Origin of the sequence: Gemmobacter serpentinus, assembly GCF_008973825.1 — a bacterium.
Classification (GTDB): domain Bacteria; phylum Pseudomonadota; class Alphaproteobacteria; order Rhodobacterales; family Rhodobacteraceae; genus Gemmobacter; species Gemmobacter serpentinus.
In genome coordinates this window covers 309,746-331,080 of sequence record NZ_WCHR01000005.1, presented here as the reverse complement: position 1 = coordinate 331,080, position 21,335 = coordinate 309,746, and the positions used below count along the sequence as shown (strand labels likewise).

Sequence of the window (21,335 nt, the reverse complement as noted above, 5' to 3'; positions counted from 1 at the left end):
ACATGGACTGGTCAAAGGTGCTGGCGACGCGCAGCACGCGGATGAAGGCGTCGGAAATCCGGGAGCTTCTGAAACTTCTGGATCAACCTGATATCATCTCTTTCGCGGGCGGCATTCCCGACCCGGCGCTGTTCCCGGCGGAGGCCTTTGCCTCAGCCTTTGCCGATGTGATGGCCGACAGCGCCGCAAGCGCGCTGCAATATTCGGTCTCCGAGGGTTACAAACCGCTGCGCGACTGGCTGGCGGTGGAAATGGGCAAGATCGGCATCCCCTGTGACGCCGACAATATCCTGATCACCTCCGGCTCGCAGCAGGCGCTGGATTATCTGGGCAAGCTGATGATTTCGCCGAAAGATACGGTGATGGTCGGCTGGCCCACCTATCTGGGCGCGCTTGGGGCCTATAACGCCTATGAGCCGCGCTATTCCCGCCTCGATCCCTTCTCCAACGCCGCTCCCGCTGCGGTGCAGGCCGAGGCTGCCGAGGCCGGTGGCCGGGTGAAATTTGCCTATCTTTCCGCCGATTTCTGCAACCCGACCGGCGAGACGATCAGCCGCGCCGGGCGCGAGGCACTGCTGGCGCAGGCCGATGCGCTGGATATCGCCATCGTGGAAGATGCCGCCTATCAGGCGCTGCGCTATGATGGCGAGGCGGTGCCGCCGATCCTTGCGCTGGATATCGAACGCTCCGGCGGAATCGAGAATACCCGGACAATCTATTGCGGATCCTTTTCCAAGACGCTGGCACCGGGCCTCCGCGTGGGTTGGGTCGTGGCCGCGAAAGAGGTGATCTCGCGGCTTGTGCTGCTGAAACAGGCCGCGGACCTGCATTCCTCGACGCTGAGCCAGATCGCCACCTATCGCGTGGCATCGGCGCAGTTTGACAGCCATGTCGCCAAGCTGCGCGCGGTTTATGGCGGGCGGCGCGACCGGATGGTGGCGGCGCTGGAACGCGAGATGCCGGAAGGTGTGCGCTTCACCCGGCCCGAAGGCGGCATGTTTGTCTGGTTGACCCTGCCGGAAGGCATGGACGGAGCCGAGCTGCTGGCGCGCGCCATTGCCGAACAGCGCGTGGCCTTTGTGCCGGGCGGGGCCTTCTTCGCCGATGGATCGAACCGCAACACGCTGCGCCTGTCATTCTCTTGCGCCTCAGATGAACAGATCGACGAGGGCATTGCGCGGATCGGTCGCTTGTTGCGCGGCTGATCCGGGGGCCGGTCACAAGCAGGGGTTTTCGGCGGGGCGCTTTCTGGGCGCCCCCTTTTTCGTTGTTTGGCACCCCTTCAACGTCTGCCTCACCGTTACAGAGATGCAGCCAGCCTTGTGCCCTGATCGATGGCGCGCTTGGCATCCAGCTCTGCTGCGACATCGGCGCCGCCGATGATGTGACATTGCAGGCCAAGCGCCGCGATCCCTTCGGCCAGACTGCGCTCGGGCAACTGGCCCGCGCAGATCACCACGGTATCGACGGGCAGGATCTGCGCCGCACCGTTCACCGTGATCGCCAGCCCTTCGGGCAAAACCTCATCATAGCTGACACCGCCTATCATCTTTACCCGCTTCATCTGCAAGGTGGCGCGGTGGATCCAGCCGGTGGTCTTGCCCAGTTTCCGTCCCGGTTTTTCGGGCTTGCGCTGCAACAGCCAGACCGCGCGGGCCGGTGCCTCGGGGCGGGGGCCTTCGGGGGCGATGCCGCCGCGCGCCTGATCCGGGTCGGTCACGCCCCATTCGCGCCGCCACAGCACGGGATCAAGCGCCGGGCTGGTGCCGTGATGGGTCAGATATTCGGCCACGTCAAAGCCGATGCCACCCGCGCCGATGACCGCCACGCGCGGTCCCACGGGCGCGCCGCGCAGCACCTCGCGATAGGATAGCACCTGCGGCGCATCCTCGCCCTTGATGCCTGCAGCGCGGGGGGTGATGCCGGTGGCCAGCACCACCGCATCGAAACCCGCCAGATCATCCGGCGTCACCTCGTGATTCAGCCGCAGGGTCAGGGGCGCGCGCGAGACCATGGTTTTGAACCAGTCAATCAGCCCCAGAAATTCTTCCTTGCCCGGCACTTGCGCCGCCAGATGCAGCTGCCCGCCAACCTGGTCCGCACGGTCGAACAGCGTTACGTCATGGCCGCGCCCGGTTGCCGTCAGCGCGGCCGACAGGCCCGCAGGGCCTGCGCCGACAACCGCAATCCGGCGCGGGGGGGCGGCGGGCGCGATCACCAGCTCTGTCTCGTGGCAAGCGCGCGGGTTCACAAGGCAGGAGGTCAGCTTGCCACTGAAGGTGTGATCCAGGCAGGCCTGATTGCAGGCAATGCAGGGCGCGATTTCGGCCGCACGCCCCGTGGCCGCCTTGGCCACGAAATCCGGGTCGGCCAGAAAGGGCCGCGCCATCGACACCATATCGGCCATGCCGCTGGCGATCAGGCCCTCGGCCACCTCTGGCGTATTGATCCGGTTCGAGGTGATAACCGGGATGCCGACCTCTGGCCGCAATTGCCCGGTCAGATGGGCGAAGGCCGCGCGCGGCACCGATGTGGCGATGGTGGGCACCCGCGCCTCATGCCAGCCGATCCCGGTATTGAGGACAGAGGCCCCGGCGCGTTCCACCGCGCGGGCCAGCGTCACCACCTCGTCCCAGCTTGATCCATCCTGGATCAGGTCGATCAGCGAGATGCGATAGATCAGGATTGCGTCTCCAATGGCCGCGCGCACCCGGCGCACCACCTCAAGGGGCAGGCGCATACGGTTCTCGTAACTGCCGCCCCAGCGATCCGTGCGCCGGTTCACATGGGTGACGAGGAACTGGTTGAGGAAGTAACCCTCGGACCCCATCACCTCCACTCCGTCATAGCCGGCTTCGATCGCGCGGGCGGCGGATGTGGCAATGTCGGCGATCTGTTTTTCGATCCCGTCTTCGTCCAACTCCTTGGGCGGAAAGGGTGAGATCGGCGATTTCACCGCCGATGCGGATACACAATCCGGCCCATAGGCATAGCGCCCGGCATGAAGGATCTGCATGGCGATCCGCCCGCCCGCCTCATGCACACGGGTCGTGACGATGCGGTGATGCGCAATATCCTGCGCCGTGAACAGGCCCGCAGCACCTGGAAACACGCCACCTTCGCGGTTGGGGGCCATGCCGCCGGTCACCATCAACCCGACACCACCGCGCGCCCGTGTGGCATAGAACTCGGCCACGCGGTTCCAGTCGCCGGTTTCCTCCAGCCCGGTATGCATCGACCCCATCATCACCCGGTTGCGCAGCGTCACGGCCCCCAGTGTGATCGGCTGCATGAGATGCGGGTAATGCGGAAGATCGGATGGCATGGCGCAGGCTCCCCCTTGGTTTGGATGCAGACTGGCAAAGGGGGGCGGCCCTGTCATGGACAACGCTGCGTCACGGGAAGAGCCCTGTGGCAAAGGGGGGGCGCATTTTCCGCTTGCGTGGCCAGCACTTCGGCCTATCTTCGCCCGCACCTCGGGGTGCCTGATGGCTGAGATGCGGCAACGCGAACCCGTAGAACCTGAACCGGTTAGGACCGGCGGAGGGAAGGTGTCAGGGCCCTCACGCCCAGCTCCATCTCCGCCCGTTCGTGAAATGGAGCAAGACTATGAAATCGCTTTATTTTGCTGCGGGTTTTCTGACCATTGCCGTTCCGGCCATGGCGGAGACCCCAGTGTTGGATGTGCTGACCTATGACAGCTTCGTCTCGGAATGGGGGCCGGGGCCAGCCATCAAGACGGCGTTCGAGGCCGAATGTGGCTGCACCCTGCGCTTCACGCCTGCGGGCGACGGTGCTGCGCTGCTGGCGCGGCTGCAATTGGAGGGCGCGAAAACCACCGCTGACGTTGTGGTCGGTCTGGATACCAACCTGACCGCTGCCGCCCGCAAGACCGGCCTTTTCGCGCCCCATGGCCAGACCCCCGACCTGTCGCTGCCGGTGCCCTTCGCGGATGCCGAATTTCTGCCCTATGACTGGGGGTGGTTCGCCTTCGTGCACAACAAGACGCTGGAGGCACCGAAAGATTTCAAATCCCTTGCCGCGTCGGATCTGAAGATCGTCATTCAGGATCCGCGCTCCTCGACCCCCGGCCTTGGGCTGCTGATGTGGCTGAAGGACGCCTACGGCGATGAGGCCGCGACGATCTGGAAAGATCTGGCCGACAATATCGTGACCGTCACCCCCGGCTGGTCCGAGGCTTACGGCATGTTTCTGGAAGGCGAGGCCGATCTGGTGCTCAGCTACACCACATCGCCCGCCTATCACCTGATTGCCGAGCAGGATGACAGCAAGACGGCGGCGGTTTTCTCTGAGGGCAACTACCTTCAGGTCGAGGTGATGGGGAAACTGGCCTCCAGCGATCAGCCAGAGCTGGCCGACCGTTTTCTGGCCTTCATGCTGAGCGATGCCGCTCAGTCCATCTTGCCCACTACCAACTGGATGTATCCGGCGCATACCCCGGCGGCGGGCCTGCCTGAAGGGTTCGAGACGCTGGTGCAACCCACAAGATCATTGTTGCTCAATGCAGATGAGGCCGAGGCGCTGCGCGCCCCGGCGCTGGACGAATGGCGCGCCGCGCTGGCGCGCTGATCGCGGCGGGGCTGGCGGCGCTGACGCTGGTTCCGGTTGCGGTGGTGATGATGCAGGCGGGCGGGCGCGGGGTTTCCGCGCCTGACCTTGCCGCCTTGCGGTTCACGCTGGTGCAGGCGGCCTTGTCGGCGCTGGCATCGGTTGCCTGTGCTGTGCCTTTGGCACGGGCGCTGGCGCGGCGACGTTTCCCGGGACGTGCGGTGTTGATCGTGATGCTGGGTGCGCCCTTCCTGCTGCCGGTGATCGTGGCGGTTCTGGGTCTGCTTGCGGTCTTTGGTCGGGCAGGGGTCTTCAACAGCGCGCTGCGCGGCATCGGCCTGCCGGAAGTGTCGATCTTCGGTCTGGGCGGCGTGGTGCTGGCGCATGTCTTTCTGAACATGCCGCTGGCGACCCGGATGCTGTTGCAGGGCTGGCAGGCGATCCCGGCTGAGCGGGTGCGTCTGGCCGAAAGTCTGGGCTTTGGCCCGCGCGACCATTGGTGCCATATCGAAAGGCCGATGCTGCGGGCGGTCTTGCCCGGCGCCTTGCTTGCGATCTTTGCCATCTGCCTGACCAGTTTCGCGGTTGTGCTGGTGCTGGGCGGCGGGCCATCGGCCACGACGGTGGAGCTTGCGATCTGGCAGGCGATCCGGTTCGAGTTTGACCTGCCGCGCGCGGCCTCGCTGGCCGTTTTGCAGGTGCTGGCCTGTGGTATGGCTGTGGGCGTGGCGGGGCTGTTCACCAGCGCCAGCGGTTTTGGTGCCGGGTTGGACCGGGCGATGGACCTGCCCGCGCCGGGCGGTTGGCGGCGGGGTGTCGATGCGGCGGTGATCGCCATGGCCGTGCTGTTTCTGGCCGCCCCCATGCTGGCGGTGTTGCAGCGGGGGGTGCCGGGATTGCTGAGCCTGCCCGCCTCGATCTGGTCTGCGGCGCTGGCCTCGCTGATCGTTGCGCTGCTGGCCGCCCCCATGGCGGTGGGGGCGGCGCTGGCGCTGGCCTTGGGGCGCGCGCAAGGCAGCCGCTGGCTGGAGCCTATGGCGATGCTGCCCATGGCCGGATCGCAGCTGGTGCTTGGCACCGGGTTGTTCCTGATCGCCTTTCCCTTCATTGCGCCACCCCGGATCGCGCTGCCGATCACGGTTCTGGTGACGGCGGTGATGGCGCTGCCTTTCGCCTACCGCATCCTTGCGCCGCAGGCGCGCAGCCTGCAGGCCGATTATGGCCGCCTTGCCGCCTCGCTGGACTTGCGCGGCTGGGCCGCGCTGCGGCTGTTGATCATCCCGCGCCTGCGTCGCCCGCTGGGCTTTGCGCTCGGGCTTTGTGCGGCGCTGGCGGCGGGGGATCTGGGGGTGGTAGCGTTGTTTGCAACCGAAGACGGGGTGACGCTGCCGCTGGCAATATCGCGGCTGATGGGGGCTTATCGGATGACGCAAGCCGCCGGGGCGGCGCTGGTTCTGGTGGCGCTGGCCTTCGGGCTGTTCTGGATCTGTGACAGATGGGGGCATGGTGGAACTGCGGATTGAGGGCCTGCGCATCACGCAGGATGATTTCACGCTGGTGGCGGACTGGGCGCTGGCGGCAGGAGGGCGCGTCGCGGTGATCGGCCCGTCAGGGGCAGGCAAATCCACGCTGCTGAACGCGATTGCGGGCTTCTTTCCGCTGACCGGGGGGCGTATCCTTTGGGACGGCACCCGGATCGACACCCTGCCTGCGGGGCAGCGGCCATTGTCGATCTTGTTTCAGGATCAGAACCTTTTCCCGCATCTGACCGTGGCGCAGAATCTCGGGATTGGCCTTGATCCTGCCTTGCGGCGGGTGGATTGGCAGGCGGTGGACCGGGTGCTGGACCGTGTCGGGCTGACGGGGCTTGGCGGGCGCAGGCCTGCGCAATTGTCGGGGGGGCAGCAAAGCCGGGCGGCGCTGGCGCGCGCGCTGCTCAGGGCACGGCCAATCCTGCTGCTGGATGAGCCTTTCGCGGCGCTTGGCCCCGCGCTGAAATCCGAGATGCTGGATCTGGTGGCGGAGCTCGCGGGCGGGGCGTTGGTCCTGATGGTCACGCATGACCCGAATGACGCGCGCCATTTCGCAAGCCAGACGGTGCTGGTGGCGGATGGCAGGGCAGAGGAACCGCAGGAGACGGGGGATCTGTTCGCCCATCCGCCCCCGGCGCTTGCGGCCTATCTGGGGGCAACCTATCCGACGTAAGGCAAAGGGTCCGCGGGCATTTGTTGCCTTTCCGCGGGATATCCGTCCAGAAATGGCCGATCTCGCATTGGCCGGTTTAGCACAGGCCAGTCTCGCATTGGCCAGTCTCGCACAGGCCAATCTCGCACAGGCCAATCTCGCACAGGCCAGTCTTGCATAGGGCCGGTCTCGCATCGGTCGGACCGGGGGGCGGCCTGTCTGGGTCAAGGCGAAGGGGCGGCAGGTGATCCCGCCGCCCCTTCCCATGTCATCAGATAAAGCGGTTCCAGAGGTTTTCCAGCCGTTCCTGACGGCCCGAACGCGGCTGCGGCTCCAGCCCCTCGGCGCTGACACGCGCAGCCGCCTGCTCTAGCGAGCCTTGCAGCATGGTCTGCGCGGCCGGGCTCTGCCAGCCGGCGTAACGCGCATCGCGCTGCGCCTCCAGGCTGCCATCTTCCAGGCAGGCCACGGCGGCCTTCAGCGCGCGGGCGCAGGTATCCATGCCGCCGACATGGGCCAGAACCAGATCTTCCGGGTCCAGCGACTGACGGCGCACCTTGCTGTCGAAATTGGTGCCGCCGGTGGTATAGCCGCCCGCGCGCAGGATCTCGTAGAAGGCCAGCGCCTTTTCGGCGTGGTTGTTGGGGAACTGGTCGGTATCCCAGCCGGATTGGTAATCGTTGCGGTTCATGTCGATGGACCCAAAGATCCCAAGCGCGGAGGCCAGCGCGATTTCATGCTCAAAGCTGTGACCGGCCAGAATGGCATGGCCTTGCTCGATATTCAGCTTCACTTCCTTTTCCAGCCCGAACTGCGCAAGGAAGCCGTAAACCGTCGCCACATCGTAATCATACTGGTGCTTGGTCGGTTCCTGCGGCTTCGGCTCGATCAGGATCGCGCCCTTGAAGCCGATCTTGTGCTTGTATTCCACCACCTGCTGCAAGAAGCGCCCGGCATGTTCGCGCTCGGCCTTCATATCGGTGTTCAACAGGGTCTCATACCCTTCGCGCCCGCCCCAAAGGACATAGTTCGCGCCGCCCAGTTTCAGCGTTGCATCCATATTTGCCTTCACCGACGCTGCCGCATAGGCATAGACATCCGGATCGGGGTTGGTGGCTGCCCCCGACATCCAGCGGCGATGGCTGAACATATTGGCGGTGCCCCAAAGCAGCTTGGTCTTGTGGCCTTCCTGCTTCTCGGCGATGTAATCGACGATTTCCTCAAGATTGCGCAGGGTCTCGGCGAAGGTCGCGCCCTCGGGCCGGGCATCGGCGTCGTGGAAGCAGTAGAAGGGCGCATTGAGGATATCGAACATCTCAAAGGCCACATCGGCCTTGAGCCGCGCGAGTTTCATGTCATCGCCGAACCACGGGCGTTCGAAGGTTTGGCCGCCGAAGGGGTCGCCGCCCGGCCAGGCAAAGCTGTGCCAATAGGCGACAGCAAAGCGCAGATGGTCTTCCATCCGCTTGCCCATCAACACCTCATCGGGGTTGTAATGGCGGAAGGCGAATTCGTTGGTCGAATCCGGGCCTTCGTATTTGATCTGCGGGATACCCTTGAAGAAGTCGGTCATGGTTCGTCCTGTCTGGTGGAACGCCCCGATCCCGCAGGATCGGGGCGCGGAAAGGGAAGGTGGGTCAGTAGGCCTGAGGCGGCTTCTTGCCCATGATGATCATGCCAAGGATGTCATCATCGGTGACCTCGGGCACATTCACGGTGCCGACGCGCTGGCCGTTCTTCATGACCACGGCGCGGTCACAGAGATCCATCACGGCATGGATGTCATGCTCGATCAGGAAGATGCCGAGGCCCTGTTTCTTCAACTCCTGGATCAGCTCGGCGACCATCTGGGTCTCGTGCGGGCCAAGGGCTGCGGTGGGTTCATCCATGATGAGGATGCGGGCGTTGAAATAGACCGCCCGCGCGATGGCCACCGATTGCCGCTGACCGCCCGACAGCGCCGAAACCGGCACGTTGAACTTGCGGAAATTGGGGTTGAGGCGCGCCATGATCTTGCGCGTCTCGGCCTCCATCGCGGCCTCATCCAGAAAGCCGCCCGGACCGACCAGCTCGCGCCCGAGAAACAGGTTCGAGGCCGCGTCGAGATTGTCCGCCAGCGCCAGCGTCTGGTAAATCGTCTCGATATTATAGGCGCGGGCGTCGCGCGGGTTCTCGATCACGGCCTTTTCGCCATTGATCAGGATCTCGCCGCTATCGGCGCGGTAGGCACCCGACAGGCATTTGATCAGCGTGGACTTGCCTGCGCCATTATGGCCCAGAAGCCCCACGACCTCGCCCGGATGCAGGTCGATCGAGACCCGATCGACCGCCTTAATTCCCCCGAAGGAAATCGAGATGTCACGCATCTCGACCAGCGGTGTTCCCTGTTGCTGGGTCATACCTTTTCCCCCGTGCGCTTGCGATACTGGATGTCGATCCAGACGGCGAGGACCAGCACAAGACCGACCACGATGTTCTGGAAGGGCGCGTCGACGCCGACCATGGCCATGCCCGATTGCAGCGATTGCATGATCAGCGCGCCAAGGATCGCGCCATAGATCGTGCCGACCCCGCCGGCGAGGGCGGTGCCGCCGATCACGGCGGCGGCGATCACGCGCAGCTCGTCCAGCGTGCCGATGTCGTTGGCGTGATTGGCCAGACGGGCCTGCGCCACCATGGCCGACAGGCCGCACAATGCGCCCATCAGCGCAAAGACCTTGACCGTCAGGAACTTGGTGTTGATGCCCGACAGTTCTGCCGCGTCAGGGTTGCCGCCGGTGGCAAAGATGTAGCGACCCAGCCGGGTGCGACGCGCCACCAGCGTCATCACGATGGCGATCACGATCAGGATCAGCACCGAGATCGGCAGGCCGTAATATTCGACATAGCCTTCCGGCAGCGCCTCGCCACGGGCCTCAAAGGCGCGCTTGATGCGGCCAATCGGCACTTCATAGCTGTTCAGGATGGTGATGAAGCCCATGATCGCGGCAACCGAGACCGCCATCAGCACGCCTTCGGCCCAAAGCGGCTTCACCGGAAACTCATGCGAGATCTTGGCCTGACGCCCGCGCCAGATCGCCCAAAGCGCCGCGGCAGACATCAGCAGGCCAAGGATCCAGGACAGGGTGGTGCCAAGCGTCCCTTCGACGCCGCCCAGCAGCAGGAAGGTCTGGTCCAGCGGCCCAAGCGTCTGGCCATCGGTCAGATACCAGCCGACATTGCGCCAGACCAGCAGCCCGCCCAGCGTGACGATGAAGGCGGGGATGCGCTGGTAACCCACCAGCCAGCCATTGAACCCCCCGATCAGTGTGCCGACCAGCAGCCCGCCCAGAATGGTCAGCGGCGCGATCAGCGGATGGCCGAGGCCAAGCCAGCTTGGCAGCATCTGCACCTGCAACACGCCCATCACCGCTGAACAGGTCGCAAGCAGGGCGCCCACGGACAGGTCGATATGGCGTGTCACGATCACGAAGACCATGCCGGTCGCCATGATGGCGACGGAGACGGTCTGGATCGACAGGTTGAAAATATTGCGGGCGGTCAGAAACCGGCCATCGGTGATGAAATTGAACACGAGGCAGATCACGACAAAAGCGCCGATCATGCCCAACAGGCGGGTGTCAATTTCAAGGGTTTTCAGAAACGAGGTTTTCGGCCCCGCGGGGGATCGTTCCGCATCACTCATGGAATATCCTGTGGCTGCACGCCGGAAAATTGCGCGCCATGAAAAAGGGGATGCCGCCCATGACGGCATCCCCGGTTGCGGAAATCAGTTGCAGGGGGCGGGGCCTGCGGAAACGCCCTGGCAGAGCGCATCCTTGGTGATCCAGCCTGCATCGACCACGACATTCAGGTTGTCCTTGGTGATCGGAACCGGCACCAGGAACTTCGCGGTCATCGCGGTGCCGGCGGGCGAAGTCCATTCGACTGCGCCGTCAACGCCCTTCATCTCGGTGCCACCGGCAAGCGCCACAGCGATCTCTGCCGCTGCCTTGCCCAGATCGCGCGAGTCCTTGAAGACCGACACGGTCTGGGTGCCAAGCGCCACGCGGTTCAGCGCGGCGTGGTCGGCGTCCTGGCCGGAAACCGGCACGACAAGGCCCTGCGCCGAAAGCGCGGCGATCGCGCCGCCAGCGGTGCCATCATTGGCCGCAACAACGGCGTCCACCTTGTTGTCATTGGCGGTCAGGGTCTGTTCGACAAAGCGCTGGGCGTTGGCGGGCAGCCAGCCATCGGTATAGCTTTCGCCGACGATCTTGATGTCGCCCGAGTCGATCGCTGCCTGCAGGATCTCTTGCTGACCGGCGCGCAGGAAATCTGCGTTCGGGTCGGTCGGTGATCCCTTCACGATGATGTAATTGCCCTTCGGTGCAACCTTGAACACCTCACGCGCCTGCATCCGGCCAACCTCGATATTGTCGAAGGTCAGGTAGAAGGCGCGGGGGTCTTCAATCAGCCGGTCATAGGCGACGATCGGCACGCCCTCGTCGGCGGCGGCCTGCACGGCCGGGCCGATGGCGGCAGCATCCTGCGCCAGCACGATCAGCGCATCGACGCCTTGAGCCATCAGGCTTTCGATATCGGCCAATTGCTTGGCCGAGGACGATTGCGCATCGGCGGAGACATATTTGGCGCCTGCGGCCTCCAATGCGGCCTTGATCGCGGCCTCATCGGTTTTCCAACGCTCTTCCTGGAAGTTCGACCAGGACACGCCCACGGTCAGACCTTCGGCGAGCGCTGCAGACGAGAAGCCAGCCGCCGCGATCACCGCGGCGAGGAAAATCTTTTGCATTCTATCCTCCCTGTTGCGGCCCGCCTTCCGGGGCTTCCCGGCGCGGGCCTGTCCGACATCGAGTCGGCACGGCCATAAAGTTGCCTTCAATAAATTCAGTTGTCAAAATAATATTGGTGGGTGAAGCTAAGAATGCTACGATATTGGACAGCAATCTTGCCGTATCGCAGCAATGCAGGCGCAGAACAGGGTGCAATGGCCTGTTTTTAGTTCAGGAGGCGAAGATAATGGCGCAAGAGCCGCCCACAGGCCAAGAAGCGGTTGCGCCGAAAGGGGTCGGGCCTTTGATCCCGCCGCTGTCGGAGACGCAGCGCCCCCTGCGCCAACAGGTATTCGAACGCGTGCGTGCGGCGGGCCTGATTCCGCGGGTGCAACTGGCGCGCGAGCTTGCGGTCTCGCCCGCCTCGGTGACCACCGCGACGGGCGAACTGATCGAGGCGGGCTTGATCGAAGAAATCGCGGCCCCGCGTGACGGTGAAAACAGCGGTCGGGGCCGCCCGGCTGTGGCCCTGGGCGTGCGGCCCGGTGCCCATCTGGTGGCGGGCATGAAGCTGTCAGACCGCGAGCATACCGCCGTTGTGGTTGATTTTGCTGGAAATCTTATCGCCGACGATGTGATCTCGCGCCGCCCCGGCCCCATGAGCATCGAAGAGATGATGGAGGCGGTGGACCTGTTGCTGGGCCGGGTTTGCACCAAGGCCGGGCTGGACCGTCGCGCGCTTTCCGCCATCGGGATGGGTGTGCCGGGCTTTGTGGATGTGGCCGAGGGAAGGGTGATGTGGTCCTCGGTTCTGGCAGAGCGGCAGGTGCCGCTGGCGCAGATCGTGTCGGATCGATTGGGCGTGCCGATCTATGTCGACAATGACGCAAATCTGGTGGCCTTGGCCGAATTGTGGTTCGGCGCAGGGCGCGGCCTTGGCGATTTTGCCGTGGTGACCATCGAGCATGGCGTCGGCATGGGATTTGTGATGAACCACCGCATCTATCGCGGCGCGAGGCGGCTGGGAATGGAGCTTGGCCATACCAAGGTGCAGCTCGACGGGGCGCTGTGCCGCTGTGGCCAGCGCGGCTGTCTGGAGGCCTATATCGCCGACTACGCGCTGGCGCGCGAGGCCTCGACCGCGTTGAACTGGGGGCATCACGAGGGTCAGCCGCTCAGCGTCTTGCTGGAAAGCCTTTATGATCATGCCAAGGCGGGCGATGCCATCGCACGGTCGATCTTTCGGCGCGCCGGGCGTTATCTGGCGGTCGGATTGGCCAATGTTGTCAATCTGTTCGACCCGGAACTCATCATCCTGTCGGGCGAGCGGATGCGCTATGACTACCTCTATGCCGCCGAAACGCTGGCCGAGATGGACAGCCTTGCCATTCGCAGCGGGCGGCCACGCCTGCCCATTGAAATCCACGCCTGGGGGGATCTGCTCTGGGCGCATGGCGCGGCGGCGCTTGCCTTGTCAGAGGTGACAGAGCGCCTTCTTTTGCCCCCCACGCGCGAAATGGCTGCGCAATAGATCAGCGCATCTCAGCCAGACGGACCAGCGCCGTCATTGCCGCATTCAGCGGTGCGGGCAAACCAAGCGCCTGCGCCTGCCGGGCGATTTCGCCGTTCAGATGTTCGATTTCGCTGGGGCGGTTGCGCGCCAGATCCTGCGCGGTGGAAGAGGTCTGGGCGGGCATGGTTTCCGCAATGCGCCAAAGCTGGTCCCAAAGGTCATCTGGCAGGGTGATGCCGCGCGCCTGCGCAACGGCGCTGCATTCGGCAACCAATCCGCGCATCAGATCGGGCACGCCCTCGGTTGCGATGATGTGGCCATAGGGTTGCTGTGTGACTGCGGAAATCGCATTCAGCGCACAATTTATGACCAGTTTTGTCCAGAGCGCGGTTTCCGCCTGATCGGAGACTTCGGTGGGGATGCCCGCCTTGCGCAGCCGGGCCGCAATCGCTTCGGCCTGCGGTGCGGTGCCCAGAACCAGCTCGCCCCGGCCGCGATGCAGCACATGTGCCGGCCCCATCATGGTGGAGGCGACATAGACCACGGTCGGAATCGCGCGGCGCCCCAGAACCGCCGACAGGCGGGCCGCGTTGGTGACGCCGTTCTGCAGGCTGAGGATCTGGGCCTCGGGCGCAAGATAAGGCGCGATCTGCGCGGCGGTCGCTTCGGTATCGGGGGATTTCACGCAAAACAGCACAAGATCCGCGCCCGCTACGGCAGCGGGGTCGGTGCTGGCCTGTGGATGGGTCAGGATCTTTTCCCCGGATTTTTCCAGCAGCAAACCACTGGCTACAACACCGTCACGCAGGGCAGGGCGGCCGATCAGAATCACATCCTCGCCCGCAAGTGCCAGCATCGCACCGTAATAGCAGCCGACCGCCCCCGCCCCCATGATCGCGATGCGCCCCGCCATGTCGACCTCCTGCTTGTTTTCGGACAGGACCATGGCGGGATTGGCGGCTGGGGGCAAGATGGGGGGCTAGGTGCATGGCGCGGCAGGGGGGGCCAACCGGCGGGACTGCGGCGGGAACCGATCTGGCATTCCCTGCGTTGAAATCCCGACGGCATCGCTTTCCGTCGTTTTCCCTGACTGTCCCAAACTGGCCCCGTCACAATCTGTGGCGGGGCTTCTTCAATGGGCGATGCGAGGTGCGGCGTCTGCTAAAGCCCTTCCTTGCGCAGCAGCTCTTCGACATAGGCGGCCTTGTCGGTGCCAAGTTCACCCGCCGCGCCGATCTCGGCCAGAAGATCATAGCCTTGCGTGGCGGCGATCAGCACCAGCGACAGGCGGGAAACATCCATATCTGCGGGAAAGATGCCTGCGTGCATCCCATCTTGCAGCGTCTGGATGATCTCGTCGCGCATCTTGCCGATGCCTTCGGCGATGGATTCGCGCACCGCAGGCTCGCGGCGGATATCCCATGCCTCTTTCCATAGCCGTTCGGCCACCAGCATGACCGGCCCGATCTCGTCGGCAAAGGCAGAACAGCAGCCCGACAGCATCGTGACCAGCCGCTCGCGCGGGGGAAGGCGATGCAACAGGGCAACGAATTGCGGCTCGAGGCGGCACCAGACCTCGCGCACGGCTTCGGCGCGCAATGCGTCAGCCGAGGAAAAATGATGGTGGATCTGGCCGGGCGAGCAATCAAGGGCCTGCGCAATGCGGCGCACCGTGGCCGCCGCCAGCCGTTCCCGGGCCACGATCTCCACCACCGCGTTCATGATCTGCCCGCGCCGCTCATCGCGCGCCATATATGCCACGCCGTTGCCTCCTGATTCAGCAATCTGGTGGATGTAGCACAGATAGCTGCAAAATCAAACTGGACGACCGTTCAAGTCGGGCATATGGGCCAGATACAATCTGCTCCTCTCTTTCTCTTGTTGCGGAACCCCCATGTCCGCCCAATTGATCTGCCGTCTTGCCACAACCGTGCGCCTGACCCGACCTCTGGCTGCCGCGCACTTGATTGGCCATCATGTGATGACCAGTACGGCGGTTGCCCTCCTGATCCTTTCGGGCACCGCCAGGGCGCAAGACGGCGAAACGCCGGCGCATGGGGCGGGCGTCATCGTGATCGAGCCCGAGTGCCTCGCCGTGACCTCGGATCGGCCCGGGCGGGCCTTTGCGTTTTCGGGCCTTTGAAACTTCGTGCAGGCCGTTGGACGGGCCGTTGTCACATGCGGGCAATATTCAGGCGGGCGTCAATGCGCCGCAGCCCAGTTCGGGCCGCGCCCGGCATCGGCGGCCAGATGTACCGACAGTTTCACCGCGGGCTCCGATGCCGCCTCCATCACCGCGCGGGCGGCTTCGGTCAGGCGGTCGGCCTGATCCTCGGCCACCTCGAACAACAATTCGTCATGCACCTGCAACAGCATCTTCGCATCGATCCCGGCAATGGCTGCGGGCATACGGATCATCGCGCGGCGGATCACATCGGCGGCGGTGCCCTGGATGGGCGCGTTGATCGCCGCACGCTTGGCGAAGCCCGCCCCGGGGCCTTTGGCGTTGATTTCGGGCGTGTTGATCTTGCGACCGAACAAGGTCTGCACATAGCCATGCGCCTTTGCGAAGGCCACGGTTTCATCCATATAGGCGCGGATGCCGGGGAAGCGTTCAAAATAGCGGTCGATAAACCCCTGTGCTTCCGCCCGCGGGATCCGCAGGTTGCGCGCCAGACCAAAGCCCGAAATGCCGTAGATGACGCCAAAGTTGATCGCCTTGGCCTGGCGGCGGATCATCGGGTCCATGCCTTCGACCGGCACGCCGAACATTTCCGATGCGGTCATCGCGTGGATGTCGAGCCCGTCCTTGAACGCCTGTTTCAAGGCCGGGATATCGGCGATATGGGCCAGAATCCGCAGCTCGATCTGGCTATAGTCAAGGCTTACCAGAACCCGGCCGGGTGCGGCCACAAAAGCCTCGCGGATACGACGGCCCTCATCGCTGCGCACAGGAATGTTTTGCAGGTTCGGATCGGTCGAGGCGAGGCGTCCGGTATTCGCCCCCGCGATGGAATAGCTGGTATGGACGCGGCCGGTATCGGGGTTGATATGGTCCTGCAAGCTGTCGGTATAGGTCGATTTCAGTTTGGCGATCTGGCGCCAGTCCAGCACCCGCGCCGCCAATCGCGCACCCTGCGGATGGGCATCCTGCATCGTGGTGATGTCTTCCAGCACATCCGCCCCGGTCGCATAGGCGCCGGTCTTGCCCTTTTCGCCGCCGGGCACCTGCATCTGGTCAAACAGGATCTCGCCCAATTGCTTTGGCGATCCCACGTTGAACTTGGAGCCTGCGATCTCGTGGATCTCTTCCTCAAGCTGCACCAGCTTTTGCGCGAAGGCGTTGGACATGCGCGCCAGCACGTCGCGGTCCACCTTGATCCCGGCCATTTCCATATCGGCCAGCACCGGCACCAGCGGGCGTTCCAGCGTCTCATAGACCGTGGTCACCTGTGCGCGGTGCAGTTGCGGGCGGAACAGTTGCCATAGGCGCAACGTCACATCGGCGTCTTCGGCGGCGTATTTCACCGCATCTGCAATCGCCACCTTGTCAAAGGTGATCTGGCTTTTGCCGCTGCCCAGAAGATCCTTGATCGGGATCGGGCGGTGGCCGAGATATTTCTCCGAGAGCACATCCATCCCATGGCCGTGCAGACCGGCGTGCATCGCGTAGCTTTGCAGCATGGTGTCCTCGATCGGGGCCATGCGGATGCCATGGCGTGCCATGATCTTGAAATCATACTTGATATTCTGGCCGATCTTGAGGATTGCATCATCCTCCAGCACCGGCTTCAGGGCGGCCAGCGCCACCTCCAGCGGCAACTGGCCTTCGGTCAAGGCGTCTGATGCGAACAGATCGCCGCCCCCTTGACGATGGCCCAGCGGGATATAGCAGGCGCGCCCCGCATCCACCGCCAGTGAAATGCCGACCAGATCGGCCTGCATTTCATCAAGGCTGGTGGTTTCGGTGTCGAATGCCACATGCCCTGCCGCGCGGATACGGGCGATCCAGGCTTCCAGCGCCTCGGGCGTGCTGATCGCCTCGTAATTGGCATGATCGAAGGGCAGGGCGGTGGCGGCTTCGGCCACTGGCGCGTCAGCGGTGACCGGAGCGGCCGCAGCCACCGGGGCTGCCACATTCATCCTGTCGGCCACCCGCTTGGTCAGGGTGCGAAACTCCATTGCGTTCAGGAAGCCCATCAGCACCTCGGGCTCGGGTGCTTTCACCTCCAGGCTTTCCAGCGTGAAATCCAGCGGCGTGTCGCATTTCAGCGTGACCAGATCGCGCGAGATGCGGATCTGATCGGCGAAATTCACCAGCGTCTCGCGGCGCTTGGGCTGCTTGATCTCGCCCGCCCGCGCCAGCAGCGTATCCAGATCGCCATATTCCTGAATGAGCAGGGCCGCGGTCTTGATTCCGATCCCCGGCGCGCCCGGCACGTTGTCAACGCTGTCGCCCGCCAGCGATTGCACATCGACCACACGTTCTGGCCCGACGCCGAATTTCTCGACCACCTCGTCACGGTCGATGGTCTTGTTCTTCATCGCGTCGAACATCACCACGCCATCGCCGACCAGCTGCATCAGATCCTTGTCGGAGGAGATGATGGTGACCCGCCCGCCCGCATCGCGCGCCTGAACAGAAAGGGTCGCGATGATGTCATCTGCCTCATAGCCCTCGGTCTCGATGCTGGCGATGTTGAATGCGCGGGTGGCCTCGCGCGTCAATGGGAATTGCGGGCGCAGATCCTCGGGCAGTTCGGGCCGGTTGGCCTTGTAGGCGGGAAAGAGGTCGTTGCGGAAGGTCTTCGACGAATGGTCGAAGATCACCGCGACATGGGTCGGCGCGTCGGGACCCTTGTTGCCTTCGACATAGCGGAACATCATGTTGCAAAAGCCCGCGACCGCGCCCACCGGCAGTCCATCGGTCTTGCGCGTCAAGGGGGGCAGCGCGTGATAGGCGCGAAAGATGAAGGCCGATCCGTCGATCAAATGCAGGTGGCAGCCTTTGCCGAATGTCATCTTGGTTCCTCCGCGCTTTGGCGGCAGATATGGCATGATCCGGCCGGGGTGTCACGGCATCGCGGCGCTTGTGCGCGTCGACCGGCGGGGGTCAGCCCTCGGTCAGCACCGCGCCGCGATCCAGCAGAAAGCGTTGCGCCAGCGGAATGGCTGCAGCACCCAGGCTGCGCGCCTCTGCCCCCACCGTGCCCTCGCGGATCAGCGGAGGGTCGATCCCCGACAGGTCCAGCCGCAGGAAGGCCGCATTCACCCGTGCCGTCAGGGCCGCGCGGATCCGCGGCGGCATCCAGCCATCGATCAGCACCGCGCCCAGTTCCAGCAGGGTCGAGGCGGAGAGGATCGCCGAGGCCAGCGCCTGCGCGGCTTCCTCCAGCCATTGATCCAGCACCCCCTCGCTGATTTGCCAGTTTTCGGGGCTTTCCCACAGCCCGTCCGAGGGCTCACCCGCCGCATCCATTGCCTGCGCAAGCGTGGAAAGCGACGCGACCGTCATCAGGCTGCGCATCCGTCCGTCGGGGCCGGGCACCGGCATTGGCCCCACGCCGGCCGCGTTGCCGGTGCGCCCGGTATGCAACTGCCCGTTCAGGACCAGCCCGCCCCCAATGAAGGTGCCAAAGTAGAAATACAGGAAATCATTGGGCTTTTCGCCGGTGCCAAAGACCAGTTCCGCCCCGCAGGCTGCGGTTGCGTCATTCTGGACCGTGACGGTCAGCCCGCCCGCGATGGCGCTGAGTTCGGCCTGAATGTCGCGGTTGCGCCAGGCGTCCATTTCGGCCTGCGGGGCCCCGATATAGGCCACCCAGGACCAAAGCTGAAACGGCATCGCGACACCGAGGCCTGCGATCCTGGGGCGCAATTCCGGGGGCAGGGCCAGGGTCAGATCCGGCAAAGCCTCGGCCACGAAGGCCAGCACATTGTCCGGCGTCGGATAGCGGTAAACCTTGCGACGGATGTCGCGCAGCGCGCCGGTGAAATCGACAAGGCACAGATCGGCCGAGCGCCGCCCGATCTTCAACCCCAGAAACAGCGCGCCATCGGCGGCCAGAGACATGGGCACAGAAGGTTGACCAATCCGGCCGCGCATCGGCGTGCCGCGCGCGAGCAGCCCGTCCTGTTCCAACGCCCGCATGATGACCGATACCGTCTGCGCCGAAAGCCCGGTCATGCGCGCGATATCGGATTTTGCCAGCGCCCCATGCTGGCGCACCAGCGTCAGCACCAGCCGTTCATTATGCGCCCGCATCCCCGACTGGTTGGAGCCAAGCAGGCCCGCGCCCTGAGGCGTGGCCTCGGGTCCGGTCCGGTCCTGGATGTCTTCGGCGTTGCGCAAGCTATCCTCCCCTGTCGCCCGCAGCCCTCATTTGTGTTTTCGCAGCTGACCGCAAGGGTCAGCCCATGTCCCCCGCGCGAATGACACCCTTGCGCAACAGCACATTGGCGAAAAGCGCCGCTTCGCTGGTCGCGATGATCGTATGGGCCGCGCGGATGCGCGGGTAAAGGTCGGCCCCCGCCAGCGGCTGCACCCGGACACCGCGCGCGGCGGCCAGCGCATCGATGCGCTGATGGATCGCGCCGCTTTGCGCGGGGTCGTTGTTCAGGCTGGCGCGCAGGATCGGTGCGGGCACGTCCTCATCCAGCGGCAGCACGGTCAGAATCGCCTCCAGCACCGCCTCCAGCCCGTGACCATCGGCGCGCAGCAGGCGCTGCGCATGGGCCTGTGCCGGGTAATTGCCATCCACCAGCGCGATCTCGTCGCCATGCCCCATCGCCCGCAAAGTAAAGAGCAGCTCTGGCCCCAGAAGGGGCGGAATGCCGATCAGCATGATGGTGCCTCGTCCTTGCGCGGGAATGCCCGGATTTCGGGCGATCTGCGGATTTCATCCCGCCAGATTGTGAGGCGGGCGCACGGCTGTCAATATTAAATCAGACTGATTTATTTATCTTGACGCGCGGCGGGGAATCGGTTTCCCTTTGCCCTGATCGCGACGAGAGAGGCGGCGCGGTTCATTTTGATGACGGGGTGTGCCCCTGCATTTCCTTGGGAGGAAAACATGAAACTGAAAGCAAAAGCCCTTGCGGGTGTGGCCGGCCTGGCAATGATGGCTGCGGCCCCGGCATTGGCGGATGGCGTGTCCGCCTGCCTGATCACCAAGACCGACACCAACCCCTTCTTCGTGAAGATGAAAGAGGGTGCCGAGGCCAAGGCCGCCGAGCTGGGCGTGACCCTGAAGGCTTATGCCGGCAAGATCGACGGCGACCACGAGGCGCAGGTTGCCGCCATCGAGGCCTGCATCGCGGATGGTGCCAAGGGGATCCTGATCACCGCCTCGGACACCAAGGCCATCGTGGATTCGGTGAAGGCGGCCCGCGATGCGGGCATTCTGGTCATCGCGCTGGACACCCCGCTGGATCCGGTGGATGCGGCAGACGCGACCTTTGCGACCGACAACTTCAAGGCGGGCGAGCTGATCGGCCAATGGGCCAAGGCCACGCTGGGTGACAAGGCCGCGGATGCCAAGATCGCGCTGCTGGATCTGAACATCTCGCAGCCTTCGGTGGACGTTCTGCGCGACCAGGGCTTCCTGCAGGGCTTTGGGATCGATCTGGCAGATCCGAACAAATGGGGCGACGAAACCGATCCGCGCATCGTCGGCAACGAGACCACCAATGGCAACGAAGAGGGCGGCCTGAAGGCCATGGAAACCCTGCTGGCCAAGGACGCGGACATCAACGTGGTCTATACCATCAACGAGCCGTCGGCTGCCGGTGCCTATGAGGCGCTGAAGGCCGTGGGCCGTGACAAGGACGTGCTGATCGTCTCTGTCGATGGTGGCTGCCCGGGTGTGGCCAATGTGAAAGATGGCGTGATCGGCGCGACTTCGCAGCAATACCCGCTGATGATGGCCTCGCTGGGCATCGAGGCGATTGCCAAATTCGCTGCCGATGGCAGCAAGCCGGCACCGACCGAAGGCAAGTCCTTCTATGATACCGGCGTGACCCTGATCACCGACAAGCCCGCCGCCGGCGTCGACTCGATCGATACCGTCAAAGGCACGGAGCTGTGCTGGGGCTGATATTGCCTGCCCGGCGCTGCCCTTATCGGGCGCGCCGGGTCTGTTAGGGTCTTCGGGCCAGTGCCGGGTCAGTGACAGTCTGTGTTCTGGGGCGGCACCTTGACCCGGAGGCGCCGCCCTGCCGCTATCTGTATTCGTCTGCTCGCAAGGTCGATCCCCGTTCACCGGACCGCCATCCGCCAAAGCGCCCCTGTGGCGCCG

The 21,335-nt window shown here is 64.4% G+C and carries 17 protein-coding genes and 1 riboswitch; of the genes, 7 read left to right on the top strand and 10 right to left on the bottom strand.

The window, feature by feature from the left end; genetic code table 11:
* The first annotated feature begins 2 nt into the window (after nucleotides 1–2).
* Entirely contained in the window at nucleotides 3–1,205 is a 1,203-nt protein-coding gene (locus GBJ34_RS03885) for an aminotransferase-like domain-containing protein (RefSeq protein WP_151717933.1), read from the top strand.
* A gap of 95 nt (nucleotides 1,206–1,300) precedes the next feature.
* Here the strand turns inward: GBJ34_RS03885 and GBJ34_RS03880 are convergent, their stop codons facing one another.
* Nucleotides 1,301–3,325 carry an NADPH-dependent 2,4-dienoyl-CoA reductase gene (locus tag GBJ34_RS03880; protein WP_151717932.1) on the bottom strand — a complete coding sequence of 675 codons (2,025 nt, stop codon included), beginning with the start codon at nucleotides 3,323–3,325 and terminating at the stop codon, nucleotides 1,301–1,303.
* Between the two features lie 142 nt (nucleotides 3,326–3,467).
* A riboswitch (TPP riboswitch) is annotated at nucleotides 3,468–3,566 on the top strand.
* Between the two features lie 43 nt (nucleotides 3,567–3,609).
* On the opposite strand from GBJ34_RS03880, the gene thiB reads away from it, so the two are divergent.
* The 3 genes from thiB to GBJ34_RS03865 are packed head-to-tail and all read left to right on the top strand — an operon-like array spanning nucleotide 3,610 to nucleotide 6,774.
* Nucleotides 3,610–4,590, top strand: a complete 981-nt coding sequence (thiB, locus tag GBJ34_RS03875) for a thiamine ABC transporter substrate binding subunit (protein ID WP_151717931.1) — start codon at nucleotides 3,610–3,612, stop codon at nucleotides 4,588–4,590.
* Entirely contained in the window at nucleotides 4,566–6,092 is a 1,527-nt protein-coding gene (locus GBJ34_RS03870) for an ABC transporter permease family protein (RefSeq protein WP_151717930.1), read from the top strand. The genes thiB and GBJ34_RS03870 overlap by 25 nt, the downstream gene beginning before the upstream one ends.
* The gene (locus GBJ34_RS03865; protein ID WP_151717929.1) at nucleotides 6,073–6,774 is read left to right on the top strand and encodes a thiamine ABC transporter ATP-binding protein; all 702 of its coding nucleotides are present in this window, start codon (nucleotides 6,073–6,075) and stop codon (nucleotides 6,772–6,774) included. The genes GBJ34_RS03870 and GBJ34_RS03865 overlap by 20 nt, the downstream gene beginning before the upstream one ends.
* A 250-nt stretch (nucleotides 6,775–7,024) precedes the next feature.
* On the opposite strand, the gene xylA is transcribed toward GBJ34_RS03865, so the two are convergent.
* The 4 genes from xylA to xylF all read right to left on the bottom strand — a co-directional run bounded on the left by xylA (nucleotide 7,025) and on the right by xylF (nucleotide 11,545).
* Entirely contained in the window at nucleotides 7,025–8,326 is a 1,302-nt protein-coding gene (gene xylA, locus GBJ34_RS03860; protein WP_151717928.1) for a xylose isomerase, read from the bottom strand.
* 64 nt (nucleotides 8,327–8,390) lie between these two features.
* Complete coding sequence (locus tag GBJ34_RS03855) at nucleotides 8,391–9,152, bottom strand: ATP-binding cassette domain-containing protein (RefSeq protein ID WP_151717927.1); 762 nt, start codon at nucleotides 9,150–9,152, stop codon at nucleotides 8,391–8,393.
* Nucleotides 9,149–10,438: a sugar ABC transporter permease gene (locus GBJ34_RS03850; protein ID WP_151717926.1), complete on the bottom strand. Its 1,290-nt coding sequence runs from the start codon at nucleotides 10,436–10,438 to the stop codon at nucleotides 9,149–9,151. Before GBJ34_RS03850 ends, GBJ34_RS03855 begins: the two co-directional genes overlap by 4 nt.
* Before the next feature lie 84 nt (nucleotides 10,439–10,522).
* On the bottom strand, nucleotides 10,523–11,545 hold the full coding sequence (gene xylF, locus GBJ34_RS03845; RefSeq protein WP_151717925.1) for a D-xylose ABC transporter substrate-binding protein: 1,023 nt from the start codon (nucleotides 11,543–11,545) through the stop codon (nucleotides 10,523–10,525).
* A gap of 227 nt (nucleotides 11,546–11,772) precedes the next feature.
* Between xylF and GBJ34_RS03840 the strand changes: the two genes are divergently transcribed.
* Nucleotides 11,773–13,056, top strand: a complete 1,284-nt coding sequence (locus tag GBJ34_RS03840) for an ROK family transcriptional regulator (RefSeq protein WP_151717924.1) — start codon at nucleotides 11,773–11,775, stop codon at nucleotides 13,054–13,056.
* Nucleotide 13,057: 1 nt separating this feature from the next.
* Here GBJ34_RS03840 and GBJ34_RS03835 read toward each other — a convergent pair whose 3' ends face one another.
* Both GBJ34_RS03835 and GBJ34_RS03830 read right to left on the bottom strand, forming a co-directional pair.
* A complete protein-coding gene (locus GBJ34_RS03835) occupies nucleotides 13,058–13,951 on the bottom strand; it encodes a ketopantoate reductase family protein (RefSeq protein ID WP_151717923.1) in 894 nt (297 codons plus the stop codon).
* Between the two features lie 248 nt (nucleotides 13,952–14,199).
* Nucleotides 14,200–14,799: a TetR family transcriptional regulator gene (locus GBJ34_RS03830; RefSeq protein WP_151717922.1), complete on the bottom strand. Its 600-nt coding sequence runs from the start codon at nucleotides 14,797–14,799 to the stop codon at nucleotides 14,200–14,202.
* A 133-nt stretch (nucleotides 14,800–14,932) separates the two neighbouring features.
* On the opposite strand from GBJ34_RS03830, the gene GBJ34_RS03825 reads away from it, so the two are divergent.
* Nucleotides 14,933–15,181: a hypothetical protein gene (locus GBJ34_RS03825; RefSeq protein ID WP_151717921.1), complete on the top strand. Its 249-nt coding sequence runs from the start codon at nucleotides 14,933–14,935 to the stop codon at nucleotides 15,179–15,181.
* Between the two features lie 59 nt (nucleotides 15,182–15,240).
* Here GBJ34_RS03825 and polA read toward each other — a convergent pair whose 3' ends face one another.
* The 3 genes from polA to GBJ34_RS03810 all read right to left on the bottom strand — a co-directional run bounded on the left by polA (nucleotide 15,241) and on the right by GBJ34_RS03810 (nucleotide 19,883).
* Nucleotides 15,241–18,060, bottom strand: coding sequence for a DNA polymerase I (gene polA, locus GBJ34_RS03820; protein WP_151717920.1), 2,820 nt, complete (start codon nucleotides 18,058–18,060; stop codon nucleotides 15,241–15,243).
* 91 nt (nucleotides 18,061–18,151) lie between these two features.
* Nucleotides 18,152–19,390 (bottom strand): ROK family transcriptional regulator, encoded by a 1,239-nt coding sequence (locus GBJ34_RS03815; RefSeq protein WP_151717919.1) that lies wholly within the window; start codon nucleotides 19,388–19,390, stop codon nucleotides 18,152–18,154.
* Nucleotides 19,391–19,448: 58 nt separating this feature from the next.
* The gene (locus tag GBJ34_RS03810; RefSeq protein WP_151717918.1) at nucleotides 19,449–19,883 is read right to left on the bottom strand and encodes an RbsD/FucU family protein; all 435 of its coding nucleotides are present in this window, start codon (nucleotides 19,881–19,883) and stop codon (nucleotides 19,449–19,451) included.
* A gap of 228 nt (nucleotides 19,884–20,111) precedes the next feature.
* Between GBJ34_RS03810 and GBJ34_RS03805 the strand changes: the two genes are divergently transcribed.
* Entirely contained in the window at nucleotides 20,112–21,134 is a 1,023-nt protein-coding gene (locus GBJ34_RS03805) for a sugar ABC transporter substrate-binding protein (protein WP_151717917.1), read from the top strand.
* Nucleotides 21,135–21,335 lie beyond the last annotated feature (201 nt).

Bases quoted from the DNA above. Each gene is read 5' to 3' on its own strand.
- GBJ34_RS03870 (WP_151717930.1), top strand. From the start codon at position 4,566: ATGGCGCGCCGCGCTGGCGCGCTGATCGCGGCGGGGCTGGCGGCGCTG.
- GBJ34_RS03855 (WP_151717927.1), bottom strand. From the start codon at position 9,152: ATGACCCAGCAACAGGGAACACCGCTGGTCGAGATGCGTGACATCTCG.
- xylA (WP_151717928.1), bottom strand. From the start codon at position 8,326: ATGACCGACTTCTTCAAGGGTATCCCGCAGATCAAATACGAAGGCCCG.
- GBJ34_RS03865 (WP_151717929.1), top strand. From the start codon at position 6,073: ATGGTGGAACTGCGGATTGAGGGCCTGCGCATCACGCAGGATGATTTC.
- GBJ34_RS03835 (WP_151717923.1), bottom strand. From the start codon at position 13,951: ATGGCGGGGCGCATCGCGATCATGGGGGCGGGGGCGGTCGGCTGCTAT.
- thiB (WP_151717931.1), top strand. From the start codon at position 3,610: ATGAAATCGCTTTATTTTGCTGCGGGTTTTCTGACCATTGCCGTTCCG.
- GBJ34_RS03805 (WP_151717917.1), top strand. From the start codon at position 20,112: ATGAAACTGAAAGCAAAAGCCCTTGCGGGTGTGGCCGGCCTGGCAATG.
- GBJ34_RS03810 (WP_151717918.1), bottom strand. From the start codon at position 19,883: ATGCTGATCGGCATTCCGCCCCTTCTGGGGCCAGAGCTGCTCTTTACT.
- GBJ34_RS03885 (WP_151717933.1), top strand. From the start codon at position 3: ATGGACTGGTCAAAGGTGCTGGCGACGCGCAGCACGCGGATGAAGGCG.
- GBJ34_RS03850 (WP_151717926.1), bottom strand. From the start codon at position 10,438: ATGAGTGATGCGGAACGATCCCCCGCGGGGCCGAAAACCTCGTTTCTG.
- polA (WP_151717920.1), bottom strand. From the start codon at position 18,060: ATGACATTCGGCAAAGGCTGCCACCTGCATTTGATCGACGGATCGGCC.
- GBJ34_RS03840 (WP_151717924.1), top strand. From the start codon at position 11,773: ATGGCGCAAGAGCCGCCCACAGGCCAAGAAGCGGTTGCGCCGAAAGGG.
- xylF (WP_151717925.1), bottom strand. From the start codon at position 11,545: ATGCAAAAGATTTTCCTCGCCGCGGTGATCGCGGCGGCTGGCTTCTCG.
- GBJ34_RS03825 (WP_151717921.1), top strand. From the start codon at position 14,933: ATGTCCGCCCAATTGATCTGCCGTCTTGCCACAACCGTGCGCCTGACC.
- GBJ34_RS03880 (WP_151717932.1), bottom strand. From the start codon at position 3,325: ATGCCATCCGATCTTCCGCATTACCCGCATCTCATGCAGCCGATCACA.